Genomic DNA, 15144 nt, shown 5'->3' on the forward strand with positions numbered 1-15144 from the left:
ATCCGGTCAGGTCTTCACCGTCCGAGCGAAATCCTTCAGCACCTTGTCACTGCGCGCGACGGCGTTGTCCATCGCCTGCTGCGCCGTCTGGCCGCCTTGCAGCGCCTTCTCCAGCTCCTCCTGGATGATGTTGCGGATCTCCGGCAGCCGGCCCAGGCGCAGGCCGCGCGTGTTGGGGGTCAGCGTGCCGCGCGCCAGCTGCTCCACCGGGATGTCGGCACCCACCGCCTGGTCGTAATAGCGCTGCTGCTTCAGCACCTGGTAGCCGCCCAGCGTCACCGGCACATAGCCGGTGTTCTTCGCCCACAGCGCATCGTTCTCCGGCTTGGCGAGGTATTGCAGGAAGGCCGCGACCGCCTTGTATTCGGCCGGCGTGCGGCCGGGGGCCGTCATCACCCACAGGCTGGCGCCGCCGATGATCGCGTTTTCCGGCTTCGCAATGATATCGGGGTCGTAGGGCAGAAACGCCTCGCCCCATTGATGCCTGGCGCTCTTGACCAGGTTGCCGCGCATCGAGGAGGAACCGAAGGAGATCGCCGCCTCCCCGGAAACGATCAGCGGATCGCCGGCGGTGTCGCGGCCGCTGTATTTGAAGGTTCCGTCCTTCGCCATGTCCAGCAGGCGCTGGATGTGCTTCACCTGGGCCTTGTTGTTGAACACGAGCTGTGCGTCCAGTCCGCCGAAGCCGTTCTCCTTGCTGGCGAAGGGCAGGTCGTGCAGCGCGCTGTATTGCTCCAGCTGGATCCAGGTGGGCCAGGACGTGGTCATGGGGATCGACGCGGCATTCTTCGCCTTGATCGCATCGGCGGCCGTCCGCACCGCCTGCCAGGTGGCCGGCGGATGGTCGGGATCCAGCCCGGCCTTGCGGAACGCGTCCTTGTTGTACCACATCACGGCCGTGGAGGAGTTGAACGGCATCGAGGCCAGGCGTCCGTCCGGCAGGCTGTAATAGCCGGCGACGGCGGGGATGAAGGCCTTGGGATCGACGGCGGCGCCGGTTTCCCCGGCCAGCTCCCAGACCTGCTTCACCGCCTTCCCGGCGGCCAGCATGGTCCCCGTCCCGACCTCGAACACCTGCACGACATGCGGGGCCTGGCCCGCTCTGCTCGCCGCGATGGTGGCGGTCAGCGTCTCAGGATAGCCGCCCTTGTAGACCGCCTCGATCACGATATCGTTCCGGCTGGCGTTGAAGCCGGACGCGATGCGGTTCACCTCGTCGGCCATGGCGGCGGTCATCGCGTGCCACCAGACGATCTTCGTCCTTCCATCCGCCGGCTTATCGTCCGCCTGGGCGCTTCTTCCGGTCCATGCCAGGGGCGCGAGGGCGAAAGGCGTGACCAGCAGGCTGCGGCGCTTCATGAACAACGGTCCTTCCCTGGATGCGGTCTCGGCAGTTCGTGCGCGATCACCTGAAGCCGGCGGTCGGAGGGCGTGAATCGCGCCCCTGAATCAAAAGGTTGATAGAGCATGACAGGGTCAACCCGACGCTCTCTCTAGCCGTGCCGCGTTGCCAGCGGATTACCGTTTCAAGACGCTCGCGTGAAGGGGATTTTTCGGCCCGTCCGTGTGTACCGCCGCGTCGATAGGCAGCGCATCGTCGTCGAGCCCGTGCTCATCCAGCACCCTGGCGGCGCAGTCCGGACAGGCGCCGTGGCTGACGGGGCCGTCCCGGCGGCCGCCGCGGCGATCATACTCGGCCAGCGATATCCATTCCGCCGGCTCCCGCACCGCGGTCGGCGGCCAGCCGATGTCCCGGCAGAAGGCGCACTGCACGCTCATGACGCCGCTGTTCCGCCGCGGGCCGAGATGGCGGTGCAGCAGGCGAAAGGGGGTGGTCCGTCCCGCTTCATGCCGGCGCGGTCGTCGCTGGCCGGGTAGACCGCATCCGCGTGCACGTCCGCTGCCACCAGGTCCTTCTCGATCGTTTCTTGCTCGATCATGCCGATACGCCGTTCATCGACGGATCCGCAACAGATCAGTCATTTCCTTACGGATAATTTACCGTGTGAACCGTCGCGAAGCGTAACGTTGGATATGGGTGCCCCGCCGGCGCGTCATTCTCCCCGGCGCGTCATTCCCTGGCACGTCATTCCCCGGCCCGGCGCGCCGCCTCCCGCGGCGCCGGTACGGGGGTATGGCGGCCGGTCAGGTCATCGCCCGCGTTCAGCGGCATCAGCACGGCGATCGGCGCCGCCACCAGGGCCATCAGGCCAACCACCACGAAGGCGGCGCTGAAATCGCTGATCATCGGTTCGGCATGGCCGGAAAAGACCCGGGCAACCTCCAGCGAGATGGCGCCCGCCGTAATGCCGATGGTGGCGGCCAGCTGCTGGCCGGCGGTGTACAGGCTGGTCGCCGCGCTCATTTGCGCGCGCGGCACGTCGCCATAGGCCAGGGTATTGTAGGCGGTGAACTGCAGGGAGCGCAGGAAGCCGCCCACCAGCAGCACGAAATAGATCGCCGCCGCCGGCCAGGTCGGCCGGAACGCGGCACAGGCGATCAGCATGATGCCGGACAGCACGCCGTTCCAGATCAACGTGTCGCGGAAGCCGAACAGCCGCAGCGCGTGCTGCGCCGCCGGCTTCATCACCAGCGCGCCGGCCGAGCTGGCGAAGGTGATCAGGCCGCTGCGGGCGGCCGAATCGCCGAAGCCCACCTGCAGCATCATCGGCAGCAGGAACGGGATCGCGCCGATGCCGGTGCGGAACAACATCATCGCGCAGAAGGACAGGCCGAAACAGGGCAGCCGCATCAAAGTGAAGTCCAGCAGCGGCGCCGGGTGCCGCCGGGCATGCAGGTAGTACAGGAAGGCGGCGGCCAGGCCGGCCACGATCATCGCCACGGTCAGCGGTGGCGCGACCACGCCGCGCCCCACCGTCTCCAGCCCGAACATGAAGCAGGCCAGGGCGGCGCCCGACAGGATCAGGCCGCGCAGGTCGAACCCGCCGCGCGGCTGCTCTCGAAAGTCCTTGATGAACAGGGTGACGGCGACCAGGCCCAGGATGCCCACCGGGATGTTGATGTAGAAGGTCCAGCGCCAGTTGAACCAGGTGACGATGAAGCCGCCGACCGGCGGTCCCACCACCGGCCCCAGCAGGGCCGGCATGGTCAGCCAGGCCATCGCGGCCACCATCTCGGTCTTCGCGGCGGTGCGCAGCAGCAACAGCCGGCCGACCGGCACCATCATGGCGCCACCCATGCCTTGCACGATGCGGGCCACGACCAGCTCGAACAGGCCGTTCGACAGCCCGCACCAGATCGACCCCAGCGTGAACACGATGATCGCCGCTCGGAAGACGTTCCGGGTGCCGTAGCGATCGGCCATCCAGCCGCTGGCGGGGATGAACACGGCCACGCTGAGCAGGTATGCGGTCAGCGCGACATTCATCCGCACCGGATCGATGTCGAAGGCCCGCGCCATGGTCGGCAGCGCGGTCGCGATCACCGTCGAATCCAGGTTCTGCATGAAGAATGCGCAGGCGACTATGACGGCTGTCAGGCGGGTTTGCGAGGAGACGCGGGCGACGGGGGCTCTCGGTGCAGGCGGCATGACGCAATTGTCGCTCCGCAAATGCCCCGAGGGAAGAGCCGCCGGTCAGTCCGGCTCCCCCAGCAGGGTCCGCAGATCGACCGCCTGCGCCATGGCGCGGTAGCCGACACGGTTCGGATGCAGCTTGTCGCCGGGGCCGCCGACGCTGGAATCCGGCACGAACTCCGCCTTGAGCTCACCGCTGGCGGGATCGCGGGTGACGGCATCGAAATCGACGACCGCGTCGAACAAGCCGCACGTGCGGATGAAGTCGTTGCAGGCCTGCCGCATCGTTTCCACGGCCGGCGTGCCATGGGTGCCGTTGGTGGCGTTCAGGGCGGGCACCAGCGTGCCCATGGCGATGCGCACGCCGGGTATGGCTTGCCGCAGCCGGGCGACGCCCTGGCGGATGCCGGCGATCACATCGGCGACGCCGCCGCCGCCATGGCCGAAATCGTTGATCCCCTCCAGCCAGATCACCGCCGCGACATTCGGCAGGCTGATGACGTCCCGCTCCAGCCGGTCCAGGGCGCTGGGACCGCCGGCGACCGGATCGGCCGCGTAATCGGCCGGGCTGACGATGCGGTTGCCGCCGATGCCCTGGTTCACCACGGAATAGCGTGACCCGTAGACGGCATGGATGCGGCGGCCCAGGAAATCCGGCCAGCGGTCGTCGCCATTCATCGTGGAGCACGTGCCGTCGGTGATCGAGTCGCCGATTGCCACGATGCCGCGCGCGCCGGGCACATCCATCTGCACCTGATCGAGGAAGAACCAGGACGCGGTGGTGAACGCGAACGGATCCTCGGCTTCCGTCGCCGCATGCGCGCCGCTGCCGGGCGGCGTCAGATAGGACGTGGTCAGCGCCTTGGCATGCCAGGTCATCGGGCCGGTCGGGCCCGGCAGGTGGAAGCTGACCGCCAGCTTCCGGTGCGCCAGCAGCGCATCGGTGGGAGTGCCCACCCATGGCAGGTCGACGGGATCGCTCAGCGCGGAGGCACCCGGCGGGACCGTGACGGCATCGGCACCGGCGAAGCGGACCGGCCGGTTGGTGCCGGCCACCAGCAGCGCGCCGCTTCCCTGCAGGCCCACATGGGTGCCGGCGAAGGTGACCGGACGGGTGCCGTGCGCGTTCGACAGGCGCAGGCGGGCCCGGCGGCCCCACAGGTGCGGTCGCACGATCAGGCGGAAGGTCTGATCCTGCGCGCCCTGTTCCGCCGAGGGCAGCGCGAAACGCATGTCGGGCTGGGCGGTCGGGTTGCCCAGCGGGTACGGACCCTGCGCGGCGCCGGTCCAGGCGGCGATCCAGTTGGCTTCGTGTGGGGGCATGGTCGGACGTCTGTTCATTGCTTCGTTGTATCCGGCAGTCAGCACCGGTTCGGCGCGGTTGGCAAATCGGCGCCCGGTTGCGCCGGCGCTGCGATCGGGGGACTATCCGGCCACGTCACGTTCGCACAACAAAAGGGAGACGACACCATGCGTCCGAACCGCCTGCGCGCCCTGCTGAATGCCGGCCAGCCCACGCTCGGCACCCATATCCTGTCGTGCTGGCCGACGCTCGTGGAGCTGATCGGCGATGCCGGCAGCTACGACTACGTCGAGTTCACCGCCGAGTACGCGCCGTTCTCCATGCACGACCTCGACAACCTGGGCAGGGCGCTGGAGCTGAAGAACCTGGGCGGGATGATCAAGATCGAGCAGCAGCAGTACACCCACCAGGCCATGCGGGCGATCGGCTCCGGCTTTCAGAGCGTGCTGTTCGCCGATGTGCGGACCGTGGAGGACGCGCAGGCCTGCGTCGCGGCGGTGCGGGCGGAAACCCCGGGCACCGGCGGCCGGCTGGGCGTCGGCATGCGGCGGGACGTCGGCACGGTGCTGGAAGGCGGCTCCCCGGCCTATGTGGAGGCGCTGAACGAGGTGGTCATCGCGCTGATGGTCGAGAAGCGCGAATGCGTGGAGAACCTGGAGGCCATCCTGTCGGTCAAGGGGATCGACATGGTGCAGTTCGGGGCCTCGGACTACTCCATGAGCCTGGGCCTGACCGGCCAGCGCAACCACCCGGACGTGGTGCGGGCGGAGCGCAGGACGATCGAAACGGCGCTGAAGATGGGACTGCACCCGCGCGTGGAGCTGGCGGACATCGCCGGCGCCGCGCCCTATCTGGAAATGGGCGTGAAGCATTTCTGCATCGGCTGGGATGTCCGCATCCTGTACAACTGGTGGCGGGCCAATGGCGAGGGGATGCGCGGGATGCTGACCGGCGCCGCGGCGCCGGCCACGCCGGCGCGGAAGGTGGCCGCCAGCTACTGACCCGCCGGCGCGACCCGGAACCGGCGGGAGAGCGGCGCGGAACCGGGAATCGCGGGAGTGGCGGGACATCAGGGGCAGGGGCGCCAGGGACAAAGGCGGCGCGGAGGCGCCGCCAGGGGGCAGGGGTGTCAGGGCACGCCAAGCGCTCCGGACGCGGTACGTCGCACGGCCTACCGCGCGGCACCCGTGACTCGGCGCCGCCGCTGCGCTAGGTGACACGCTTCCGCCGACCTACGGACCTCAGACCCGCATATCATGGCCAGCAGCAACGATATCCGTGCCACCTTCCTGGACTTCTTCGCCCGCAACGGCCACCAGGTCGTGGAGAGTTCGCCGCTGGTCCCGCGCAACGACCCGACCTTGATGTTCGCCAATTCCGGCATGGTGCAGTTCAAGAACGTCTTCACCGGCCAGGAGAAGCGCCCCTATGTCCGGGCGACCACGGCGCAGAAATGCGTCCGGGCCGGCGGCAAGCACAACGACCTGGATAATGTCGGCTATACCGCGCGCCACCATACATTCTTTGAAATGCTGGGGAATTTCAGCTTCGGCGACTATTTCAAGGACCAGGCCATCCCCTTCGCGTGGGACCTGCTGACCAGGGATTTCGGCATCGATCGTGACCGCCTGCTGGTCACCGTCTATGCCGAGGATGATGACGCCGCCGCCATCTGGAAGAAGGTCGCGGGCCTTCCCGAGGACCGGATCGTCCGGATCGCAACCTCGGACAATTTCTGGCGCATGGGCGATACCGGCCCGTGCGGCCCGTGCTCCGAGATCTTCTACGACCATGGCCCCTCGATCCCCGGCGGCCCGCCGGGCAGCCCGGACGAGGACGGGGACCGGTTCATCGAGATCTGGAACCTGGTCTTCATGCAGTACGAGGAAGGCCCGCCCGGCACCCGCGTGGCGCTGCCACGGCCGTCCATCGACACCGGCATGGGGCTGGAGCGGTTCGCCGCCATCCTGCAGGGCAAGCACGACAACTATGACACCGACACGCTGCGCGCGCTGATCCTGGCCAGTGCCGAGGCCACCGGGCAGGACCCGGACGGCCCGTTCAAGACCAGCCACCGCGTCGTCGCCGACCATCTGCGCTCCAGCGCCTTTCTGATCGCCGATGGCGTGCTGCCGTCCAACGAAGGCCGCGGCTACGTCCTGCGCCGTATCATGCGCCGCGCCATGCGCCATATCGCCCTCATGAGCGCGCGGGAGCCCGTCATGTACCGGCTGGTGCCCGCCCTGGTGCGGCAGATGGGCGCCGCCTACCCCGAGCTGGTGCGCGCCGAACCGCTGATCGAGGAAACGCTGAAGCTGGAGGAGACGCGGTTCAAGCAGCTGCTGGACCGCGGCCTGCACCTGCTGGGCGATGAGACCGGCCGCCTGGGCGACAAGCAACCGCTGCCCGGCGCCGTCGCCTTCCGCCTGTATGACACCTACGGCTTCCCGCTGGACCTGACCCAGGATGCGCTGCGCGAACAGGGCCGCACCGTGGACCTGGACGGGTTCGAGGCGGCGATGCGGGAACAGCGCGCCCGGGCTCGGGCCGCCTGGGCCGGGTCCGGCGAAGCGGCGACTGAAGGCGTCTGGTTCGAGATCAAGGAAAAGACCGGCGCCAGTGAATTCCTGGGCTACGCGACCGAAACGGCGGAGGCCGAGATCGTCGCGCTGGTCTCGGGCGGCGCGGCGGTGGACAGCGTTCCGGCCGGGTCCGACGTCGCGGTGGTGCTGAACCAGACGCCGTTCTACGGCGAAAGTGGCGGCCAGGTCGGCGATACCGGCGTGATCACCGGCACCAACGGGCTGCGCATCGCGGTCACCGACACGCAGAAGAAGCTGGGCGACCTGTTCGTCCATCTGGGCAAGGTTGAAACCGGCACCGCGACGCCGGGCACGCCGGTCGTCGCCACGGTCGACCATGGCCGCCGGTCCGCCATTCGCGCGCACCACTCGGCGACACACCTGCTGCATGAGGCGCTGCGGCGGAAGCTGGGGACCCATGTGCAGCAGAAAGGCAGCCTGAACGCGCCGGACCGGCTGCGCTTCGACGTGTCGCAGCCCCGGCCGATCACCGCCGAGGAGCTGCACTGGGTCGAGGCCGAGGTCAACGCCCGGATCCGCGAGAACACCGAGGTCACCACCCGGCTGATGACCCCGGATGCCGCGGTGGAGATGGGCGCCATGGCGCTGTTCGGCGAGAAATACGGCGACGAGGTCCGCGTGGTATCGATGGGGCCGCCGGACGGCAACAAGGCGGCCTGGTCCATCGAGCTGTGCGGCGGCACGCATGTCCGCCGCACCGGCGATATCGGCTATTTCCGCATCGTCGGCGAAAGCGCCGTCGCCGCCGGCGTGCGCCGGATCGAGGCGGTGACCGGCGCCACCGCCGAGGCGGTCGTCGCCGATATCCAGGCGCGGCTGCACGACGCCGCGGCCGCGCTGCGCACCGCGCCGGCCGAGGTCGTCGACCGCGTCAACGCCTTGCTGGAAGACCGGCGCAAGCTGCAGGCCCAGGTGGCGGAGCTGCAGAAGAAGCTCGCCACCGGTGGCGCGGCCGCCGCGGTCGAGGAGATCAGCGGGATCAAGCTGTCCGCCCGCAACATGGGCGAAGTACCGGCGCGCGACCTGAAGGGCCTGGCCGAGGCAATCGGCAAGCAGCAGGAAACCGGTGTGGTCGCCCTGGTCTCCACGGCCGAGGGCAAGGCGAGCATCGTCGTATCGGTATCGCCGGACTTGGCGAAGCGGCTCAGCGCGGTCGACCTCGTCCGCGCGGCGGCGGCGGCCGTGGGCGGCAAGGGCGGCGGCGGCCGGCCCGACCTGGCGCAGGCCGGTGGCCCCGACGGCGCACAGGCCGAGGGCGCATTGGAGGCGGTGCGGACAGCGATCGCGGCGGCCGGCTGAGCGCGAGGCCCGACTATCTACTGGCCGTCAAGGGAAACTGGCCATCCCTGCATGCCGAGGTCGAACGCCTGTTCGATGATCCCGCCACCGCAGGGCTGCTGCGGGGTGCCAAGGACCATCATAGCATCCGAGTACGTCGAAAGTCGGCCGGGTGGGTCAACTACCTGGAGGCGATCCTACGTCACACTCCATGAGACAGTTCGAGCGATTCTCCAGGCACAGCTGGTTAGGCCGGCTCGGACACGCTCCGCTCAAATCGGTTCAATATGCTCTTGCTCGCCAGTGTAGTGCAGTTGTTGCGTCGCCATTTTGCCCACGAGCACCACCAGCACCGGATCGTGCTGCAACTTGTCGTGGTCGATCAGATCTTCTTAGCGGAGCGCGATCCGAATCCGCGCTGCATTACCAGTGTCTCGACGGAACGCTGACAAGGTCTGGATCACGCTTATCGGTTGAAGCAAGCGGCCGGCCGCCCTGTCAGTCCGATGACCCAATCAGCCGCTACCAGCAGCAGCCTGCCCGGCACCTGATATGATCCGCCCGTCGCTGAAGGACGCTACGACCGCGCGTCGTTCGACGCATAGCGGCCGAACCAATCATTGGTATTGATGTGATGACGTCAGACATGCTGCGCGCTCTATAGGACGGCAAGTTGTAGGCTCATGGCATTGAGATCCCATGTTACATGACTATAGTCCTATGGGGGACAAGCTGCGACGGTTTGAGCTTCCGGACAAGATTAGAGAACAAAGATTTTCCCGACTATTGACAACTATAACGCAACTCTTTTTTCTCTTTGTGAGAGTCGAGGGCCGCACCATCGCCGACTCCTTCGACGGTAACGCCACCACCTCTGATGCGGGAGCACTCGTCCCGCCGCGTGCGTCAGAGACAGCCGCAATTCGGCCTGCTTCGAGCATGCGGTCAAACCCTGCTGATGCAGCAACTCCACGGCTGTGAGGTTTCTCGGGCCCGCCAACACTGTGTTCGTCAGCGACCGCCGGTACAGGAAAAATTATCTCGCCACCACGCTCGACATCCAGATCATTGCCTTTGCACGAAGCCCCAATTATATTTATACAATATATGTATTTTCGGTGAAACTCCAAGGGTCAATTCTAAATGGAAATCAGAATACAATTATAGCTTGTGCTTCGACATGGTCACCGGCAGGCCTCAGACTCAGTCGGAAATCAGACGCAGTCGGAAAGAAGGCGGTCGCGCGGCATCATGAATTGATTGGGGGATTGTGGTCGTGACCCGCGCTGCGAGCGGTAACCAGTTGGCATGCCGATCACCGTAATGTATCACTGAAGACGCTCGCGGTTAGGGAATCCACAAGTTGAAGACTATCGCCATACCCGTTCCCGGGCATCTCGCATCCGACTCGGCAAGGCAAAATCCAGCCACGTGGATAGGCCCTACCGCCTTCTGGCCGCCACAGTATGTCGCGGAATCCGCATGGTTGGAGCATGGCCCTTGCGGATTCTGGCTGATCGATGCCATACGCCCCAGCGTTTTGGTCGAACTAGGGACACATAGCGGCTTCTCCTATTTCTCCTTCTGCCAAGCCGTGCAATGGCTTCACCTTTCGACGGCTTGCTACGCCGTCGATACCTGGTGCGGCGACGAGCATGCCGGCTTTTACGGCGAGGAGGTTTATTCACGAGTCGCGGGGGTGAATGATCAGCGCTATTCCGGATTCTCGAGCCTGTTGCGGTGCCGCTTCGACGAGGCTCTGCCCTACTTTGGGGATAGCACGATCGATCTGTTGCATATTGATGGCCGACATCATGCCGATGACGTCCTACACGACTTCGAAGCTTGGCGTCCCAAGCTATCCTCCCGAGGTGTCGTGTTGTTTCACGACATTAACGTGCACGAGCGCGAGTTTGGCGTCTGGCGTCTTTGGGCCGAGTTGTCCGCACAGTATCCGTCGTTCTCATTCCTGCACGGCCACGGCCTGGGCGTGCTGGCGGTCGGTCCTAACATCCCGGTCGGATTACGTCCGCTGCTCGAAGCCGGGCCCGATGAGACGGACCTGATCCGGACCGCCTATGCTCGCCTGGGGTTGGCCATCCGGCGGCAGTATGAACTCGAGTTTACCCATCGCAGCCTTGATGAGACCATAAAGGAGCGGGAGCATCTTCGCCATGAGAATCAGGCTCTGCTAGCGGAGCGCGGCAAACTCGAGTCTGAACGCGAGAAGCGCGAACAGGCACTCCAGGATGCCGAGACTGCCGTCCAGACGCTGAAGACACGGCTCAGCGATATCGAGAACTCTCATGCCGACCTCTTGGCCTCGCTGGATAATCAGCGGGCCGTCGCGGACAAGCAGGCCAGAGTTCTCACGGAACTGCGCGATTCGCTTGCGCGGGAGGCAGATGCGACCCAGGCGGCACGGATCTATGCGCAGTGCATCGAGCGAAGCAGTTTCTGGCGGGCCACCGGCCCCTTGCGCTTAATCCTCGACCGAGCGCCACCGCCCATGCGCCTGGCGTTCCGGCGCTGCGCAAAGGCGCTGTGGTGGGCTGTGACCCCGCACCGCATGCCGGCACGCATTGCCTTTTTGCGCGATCGTCGCCGGGTTAAACCGTCGAAGGCGATCGCGCTTGATGACAACCGGCACCTTTCCACCCGGATCAGAGCTGCATTAGAGCTGCAAACGAATGATCCGGATGTGATCCAAAACCCCGGGCCCGACTGGTTCGATCCGGACTACTACCTGAACCAGGAACCCCGGCTGGAGAGTATCGACGTCGATCCTTTCACGCACTATGCAACGATCGGTTGGCGTCAGGGCCGGAATCCCCACCCCCTGTTTGATGGCCAGTGGTGGCTGAAGCATCAGTCCACGAGCGGCGACGTCGAGCCGCTGCAGCATTTCCTGTCTCAGACGGGAGCGGTGTCAACAGCCGTCGGAGCGAACACTTGTCGAGGCTGGACACGGTCTGCTCGTGACTTTGGCGATGTGCCCACCCGTGTTCCGGTCCCTTACACTCCGCCGGACCGGGGCCGATTCAAAGGAACACAGGAGGCGGTGATCCTGGATCGATTGAAGTCGGTCGATATCCTATCTTTAGACATCTTCGACACTGCGCTCATCAGGCGAGTGGCTCATCCGACATCGGTCTTCGATTTGGTGGCAGCAGCGGCGCGCGCCATCCATCCACGTTTCGGCACCTTCGCCGACTTGCGATTCTGGGCCGAACGTGAGGCACGCAACATCGCGCAACGGGAAGCCGGAATATTGGAAATTGGCTTCAGGCATATCTACGACGTCCTGCAGAAAGAACTGAACCTGAACGACAATGAGCGTCGACAGTTAGAGCAGTTGGAACTCGACACCGAACGCCAGATGCTCTGCGCCAACCCGATGGTATTGGGCTGGTACCGGGCGGCGCTCGCGACCGGGAAGAAAACAATCTTCGTCAGCGATATGTATCTGCCTTCCGACTTCCTGACGGAAGTCCTGTCCGCAGCCGGCTATGAAGATCCGGTCGTCTACGTCTCTAACGAATATGGCGCCGGTAAATGGCAGCGCACATTGTACGAGAAAGTTGCTGCGGATCTGGGGGTCTCTGGCGAGAAGATCCTGCATTTGGGCGACAATTTTCAGGCTGACATGCAGTGCGCCGAGGCTTCAGGCTGGAACGCCATACATTACACTGAGCATGAGGTTCAGCAGCCCTACGCACTGCAGATGGCCGATGTTTCCGTGCTCGACATATCGAACCTCGCTGCGTCCACAGCCTTGGGCCTGTCGCGGGAGCACCGCGCCCGGATAGAGGCCAAGGACCTTGATCCTACGGAGCGCATTGCCCGCCACGTCGGTTATGAGGTGCTCGGCCCCACAGCCCTCGCATTCGCCGGATGGATCGCTACGCGCGCAAAAACCGATCGGCTGGATAAGGTCCTATTCCTGGCACGCGATGGTTTCCTGGTTCAGCAAGTTTACGAACTTATTCGTAAATCGGGCTTCGCCGCTTGTGCCTCGCGATATTTATTAGCTTCCCGACGCATGCTGTATAGCCAGCGCCTACTCACGATTGACGGGCTGGAGAGTTTTGTTAAGAAATTAGATTTCTCATGCGCCACGACATTCTACGAATATATGGATATATTCCAAATCGACAATGATGACATTATCGCCCGGTGCGCTGACAATCTTGGCATCCGCGATATTCACGCGCCAGTTGTTTCCCAGCTCAGCATGTGTGGCGACTACAGCGTGGCCAAGGGCCTGCTTGAAAAGGCGGTGCTCGACTTGGCACCGACAATTATCGCGCTTGCGCATGAGGCATCGGAGAATCTACTCCGGTACTATGGGGAAGCGAGTGACATTGTAAACAGCAAGAATGTCGGGCTGATCGACCTCGGTTGGTCGGGTAGCATCATGCCCCCGTTGTCATCCATTTTCAAAACGGTCGCGCCTGACGTTGCGTTGCGATCTTATTTCTTTGGTCTCATCGAAAATCGCAAACATCACATACCTTCTGACCTGCGCGCGGATGCTTATTTTTTCCTCGACGATCGATTCGAGCGCCATGTACCGCTTCAAGTACCTTCGGGTTGGCAACGAGCCGACGTCATCGGCGCTTCTCCCTCTCTCATGGAAGTTTTGCTTGGTGAGAACACGACCACGACCATCGGACTGCAACCCGATCCTACCACCGGCACGCTACGGGCTGTCCGATCCAAGGATGCCTATTCGCCAGAACAGCGGCGCTTGATAGCCATCATGCATGAGGAAGCTTTGCTGTTCACCCGCGACGCTTTGGAAATTTTGGGGGCAGACCCTGGGTGCTGGGAGCTCAAGGCGTTGCTTGCTCAAGTCTGGAGGCGACTGTTGTCGAGTCCCGACAGCGAAGAGGCGCGCCTGCTCGGCGCTTTTCCACATCGTGTGGACGCGAGCGGGCGTGGAGCGACGGCGACCTTGGTTTCCTCTGGCTCCTGTAATGGAAGGACAGCGTTGACAGACTCCGCCGTAGTTGAATGGCCCGCGGGATGGTTTGCACTTCTTGATCCCGTGGAGCGGGCATTGGTGTTGGACAAATTGAACTCTGCGAATATGACGCGACGTCTGGTCTGAGCCTGGATCGGAGGCATTTTGATAAACGTCGGAACCAACCTCGAAAGCCCACACCCTCTGATTGACCTTGCCTGGATCCGGCAAGCGAGCGGCGTCCCCCACTTGTCTGTCCAGGAATGTCTCCAGCAGATGGATGTCGTCGGCCCCAACATCCTTTTCGACATATCATACTATCGCGACACTTACAGGCACGACATACCCGCCGGCATGTCATGCCTGGAGCATTTCTGTCGCCAGACGAGAGACGACCCGCGCAATCCCAATCCCTTATTTTCGACCCAGCAGTGGCACGAAACTATCGGCGCCCACTTACCCGATCGCGCTGCATGGCGCAGCGCTCTTTTCCGGACCCTGGGGGAAGAAGCGCGTTTCTCCCGCGTCGAACATATGAAGCATGAGAACGGAGAGGTAATCGTGGCCGATCAGGAAATCGGCCGTGCACCGTCATTGAATCAACCAATCTGTATCTTTGCTCATCATGATGTACACGACGATGTACAGACTTATGTTCTGAACTATCTCGACGCGCTGTATGAGCAGGGATGTCGCATCGTCTTCTTGACGAATAGCAAGACGATGCGCCCAGAAACCCAGTCCAAGCTCGAGGGCCGGGTATGGCGGCTGGTCAACTGCGATAATCGCGCGCGCGACTTCGGGCTCTACGCCACAGGCGTCGGCCTGATCGACCGCCTCGGCGTTGCCGGACACCCTATAGTACTGACGAATGATAGCGTCGTCGGCACCATGAACAGCCTAGCCCCGCTTTTCGAAGTGGCTCGCTCAGGCAAGTTCGATATCACCGGGGCTGTGGATGCATGGCTTCATGTCTGGCACATTCAATCTTTCTTCATCTATTGCACAGCCGATCTGGTGGCTGATGAGGCTTGGAAGAGGTTCTGGCAGGCGTACAAACCCCATCATGACCGCTGGTTCGTCGTCAACAGCCACGAATTCGGATTCTCCCGTTGGATGACCGGCCGGGGTGTGCGGATGGGCGCGGCTTGGAAGTATGAAGACATTCTTCGCCGCGCCGGCAAGGAATGGAAGGCAGATAGCACGCATGCGCCCGATTGGCGTTCAAGGGTTATCAAGGGAGAAATCCCCACCAATCCGAGCATCGAACTTTGGGATGTTATGCTGAAGGCTGGATTTCCGTTCTTGAAGAAAGCCATCTTCACAACACCTCTTCTAGCCAACAATCTACTCGAGATATGCAACATCCTGAGCGTCAGGAGCCGATCGGAAGGGCGACGTTCAAAGATGTAGCCTATTGATTGATTCTGCCGAACTGCATCTCGGTTCGAGCCTTGAC

At 63.9% G+C, this 15144-nt stretch carries 10 protein-coding genes; 5 read left to right on the forward strand and 5 right to left on the reverse strand.

Annotation, left to right across the window (positions count from 1 at the left end; translation table 11 throughout):
* Positions 1 to 6: 6 nt before the first annotated feature.
* The 5 genes from ugpB to VHC04_RS22280 all read right to left on the reverse strand — a co-directional run bounded on the left by ugpB (position 7) and on the right by VHC04_RS22280 (position 4876).
* Complete coding sequence (gene ugpB, locus VHC04_RS22260) at positions 7 to 1359, reverse strand: sn-glycerol-3-phosphate ABC transporter substrate-binding protein UgpB (RefSeq protein WP_325684938.1); 1353 nt, start codon at positions 1357 to 1359, stop codon at positions 7 to 9.
* Positions 1360 to 1518: 159 nt separating this feature from the next.
* Positions 1519 to 1779, reverse strand: coding sequence for a hypothetical protein (locus tag VHC04_RS22265; protein ID WP_325684939.1), 261 nt, complete (start codon positions 1777 to 1779; stop codon positions 1519 to 1521).
* Positions 1776 to 1940 carry a hypothetical protein gene (locus tag VHC04_RS22270; RefSeq protein ID WP_325684940.1) on the reverse strand — a complete coding sequence of 55 codons (165 nt, stop codon included), beginning with the start codon at positions 1938 to 1940 and terminating at the stop codon, positions 1776 to 1778. The genes VHC04_RS22265 and VHC04_RS22270 overlap by 4 nt, the downstream gene beginning before the upstream one ends.
* 146 nt (positions 1941 to 2086) lie before the next feature.
* Positions 2087 to 3550 (reverse strand): MFS transporter, encoded by a 1464-nt coding sequence (locus tag VHC04_RS22275; RefSeq protein ID WP_325684941.1) that lies wholly within the window; start codon positions 3548 to 3550, stop codon positions 2087 to 2089.
* Positions 3551 to 3595: 45 nt separating this feature from the next.
* Positions 3596 to 4876, reverse strand: a complete 1281-nt coding sequence (locus VHC04_RS22280; protein ID WP_325684942.1) for a GDSL-type esterase/lipase family protein — start codon at positions 4874 to 4876, stop codon at positions 3596 to 3598.
* A gap of 129 nt (positions 4877 to 5005) precedes the next feature.
* Between VHC04_RS22280 and VHC04_RS22285 the strand changes: the two genes are divergently transcribed.
* The 5 genes from VHC04_RS22285 (at position 5006) to VHC04_RS22305 (ending at position 15098) form a co-directional block, all read left to right on the forward strand.
* Entirely contained in the window at positions 5006 to 5839 is an 834-nt protein-coding gene (locus tag VHC04_RS22285) for an HpcH/HpaI aldolase family protein (RefSeq protein ID WP_325684943.1), read from the forward strand.
* Between the two features lie 255 nt (positions 5840 to 6094).
* Positions 6095 to 8740 carry an alanine--tRNA ligase gene (alaS, locus tag VHC04_RS22290; RefSeq protein WP_325684944.1) on the forward strand — a complete coding sequence of 882 codons (2646 nt, stop codon included), beginning with the start codon at positions 6095 to 6097 and terminating at the stop codon, positions 8738 to 8740.
* A 266-nt stretch (positions 8741 to 9006) separates the two neighbouring features.
* Positions 9007 to 9168, forward strand: coding sequence for a hypothetical protein (locus VHC04_RS22295; protein WP_325684945.1), 162 nt, complete (start codon positions 9007 to 9009; stop codon positions 9166 to 9168).
* A gap of 914 nt (positions 9169 to 10082) precedes the next feature.
* Positions 10083 to 13832, forward strand: coding sequence for a class I SAM-dependent methyltransferase (locus VHC04_RS22300; RefSeq protein ID WP_325684946.1), 3750 nt, complete (start codon positions 10083 to 10085; stop codon positions 13830 to 13832).
* A 129-nt stretch (positions 13833 to 13961) separates the two neighbouring features.
* Positions 13962 to 15098: a rhamnan synthesis F family protein gene (locus VHC04_RS22305; RefSeq protein ID WP_325684947.1), complete on the forward strand. Its 1137-nt coding sequence runs from the start codon at positions 13962 to 13964 to the stop codon at positions 15096 to 15098.
* Positions 15099 to 15144: the final 46 nt, after the last annotated feature.

The organism is Rhodopila sp. (assembly GCF_035548095.1).
Lineage (GTDB): Bacteria > Pseudomonadota > Alphaproteobacteria > Acetobacterales > Acetobacteraceae > Rhodopila.

What these genes read in the sequence shown, in the direction of transcription:
- VHC04_RS22280 (WP_325684942.1), bottom strand. Translation starts at nt 4,876, where the DNA reads ATGAACAGACGTCCGACCATGCCCCCACACGAAGCCAACTGGATCGCC.
- VHC04_RS22275 (WP_325684941.1), bottom strand. Translation starts at nt 3,550, where the DNA reads ATGCCGCCTGCACCGAGAGCCCCCGTCGCCCGCGTCTCCTCGCAAACC.
- VHC04_RS22265 (WP_325684939.1), bottom strand. Translation starts at nt 1,779, where the DNA reads ATGAGCGTGCAGTGCGCCTTCTGCCGGGACATCGGCTGGCCGCCGACC.
- alaS (WP_325684944.1), top strand. Translation starts at nt 6,095, where the DNA reads ATGGCCAGCAGCAACGATATCCGTGCCACCTTCCTGGACTTCTTCGCC.
- VHC04_RS22270 (WP_325684940.1), bottom strand. Translation starts at nt 1,940, where the DNA reads ATGATCGAGCAAGAAACGATCGAGAAGGACCTGGTGGCAGCGGACGTG.
- VHC04_RS22305 (WP_325684947.1), top strand. Translation starts at nt 13,962, where the DNA reads ATGGATGTCGTCGGCCCCAACATCCTTTTCGACATATCATACTATCGC.
- ugpB (WP_325684938.1), bottom strand. Translation starts at nt 1,359, where the DNA reads ATGAAGCGCCGCAGCCTGCTGGTCACGCCTTTCGCCCTCGCGCCCCTG.
- VHC04_RS22295 (WP_325684945.1), top strand. Translation starts at nt 9,007, where the DNA reads ATGCTCTTGCTCGCCAGTGTAGTGCAGTTGTTGCGTCGCCATTTTGCC.
- VHC04_RS22285 (WP_325684943.1), top strand. Translation starts at nt 5,006, where the DNA reads ATGCGTCCGAACCGCCTGCGCGCCCTGCTGAATGCCGGCCAGCCCACG.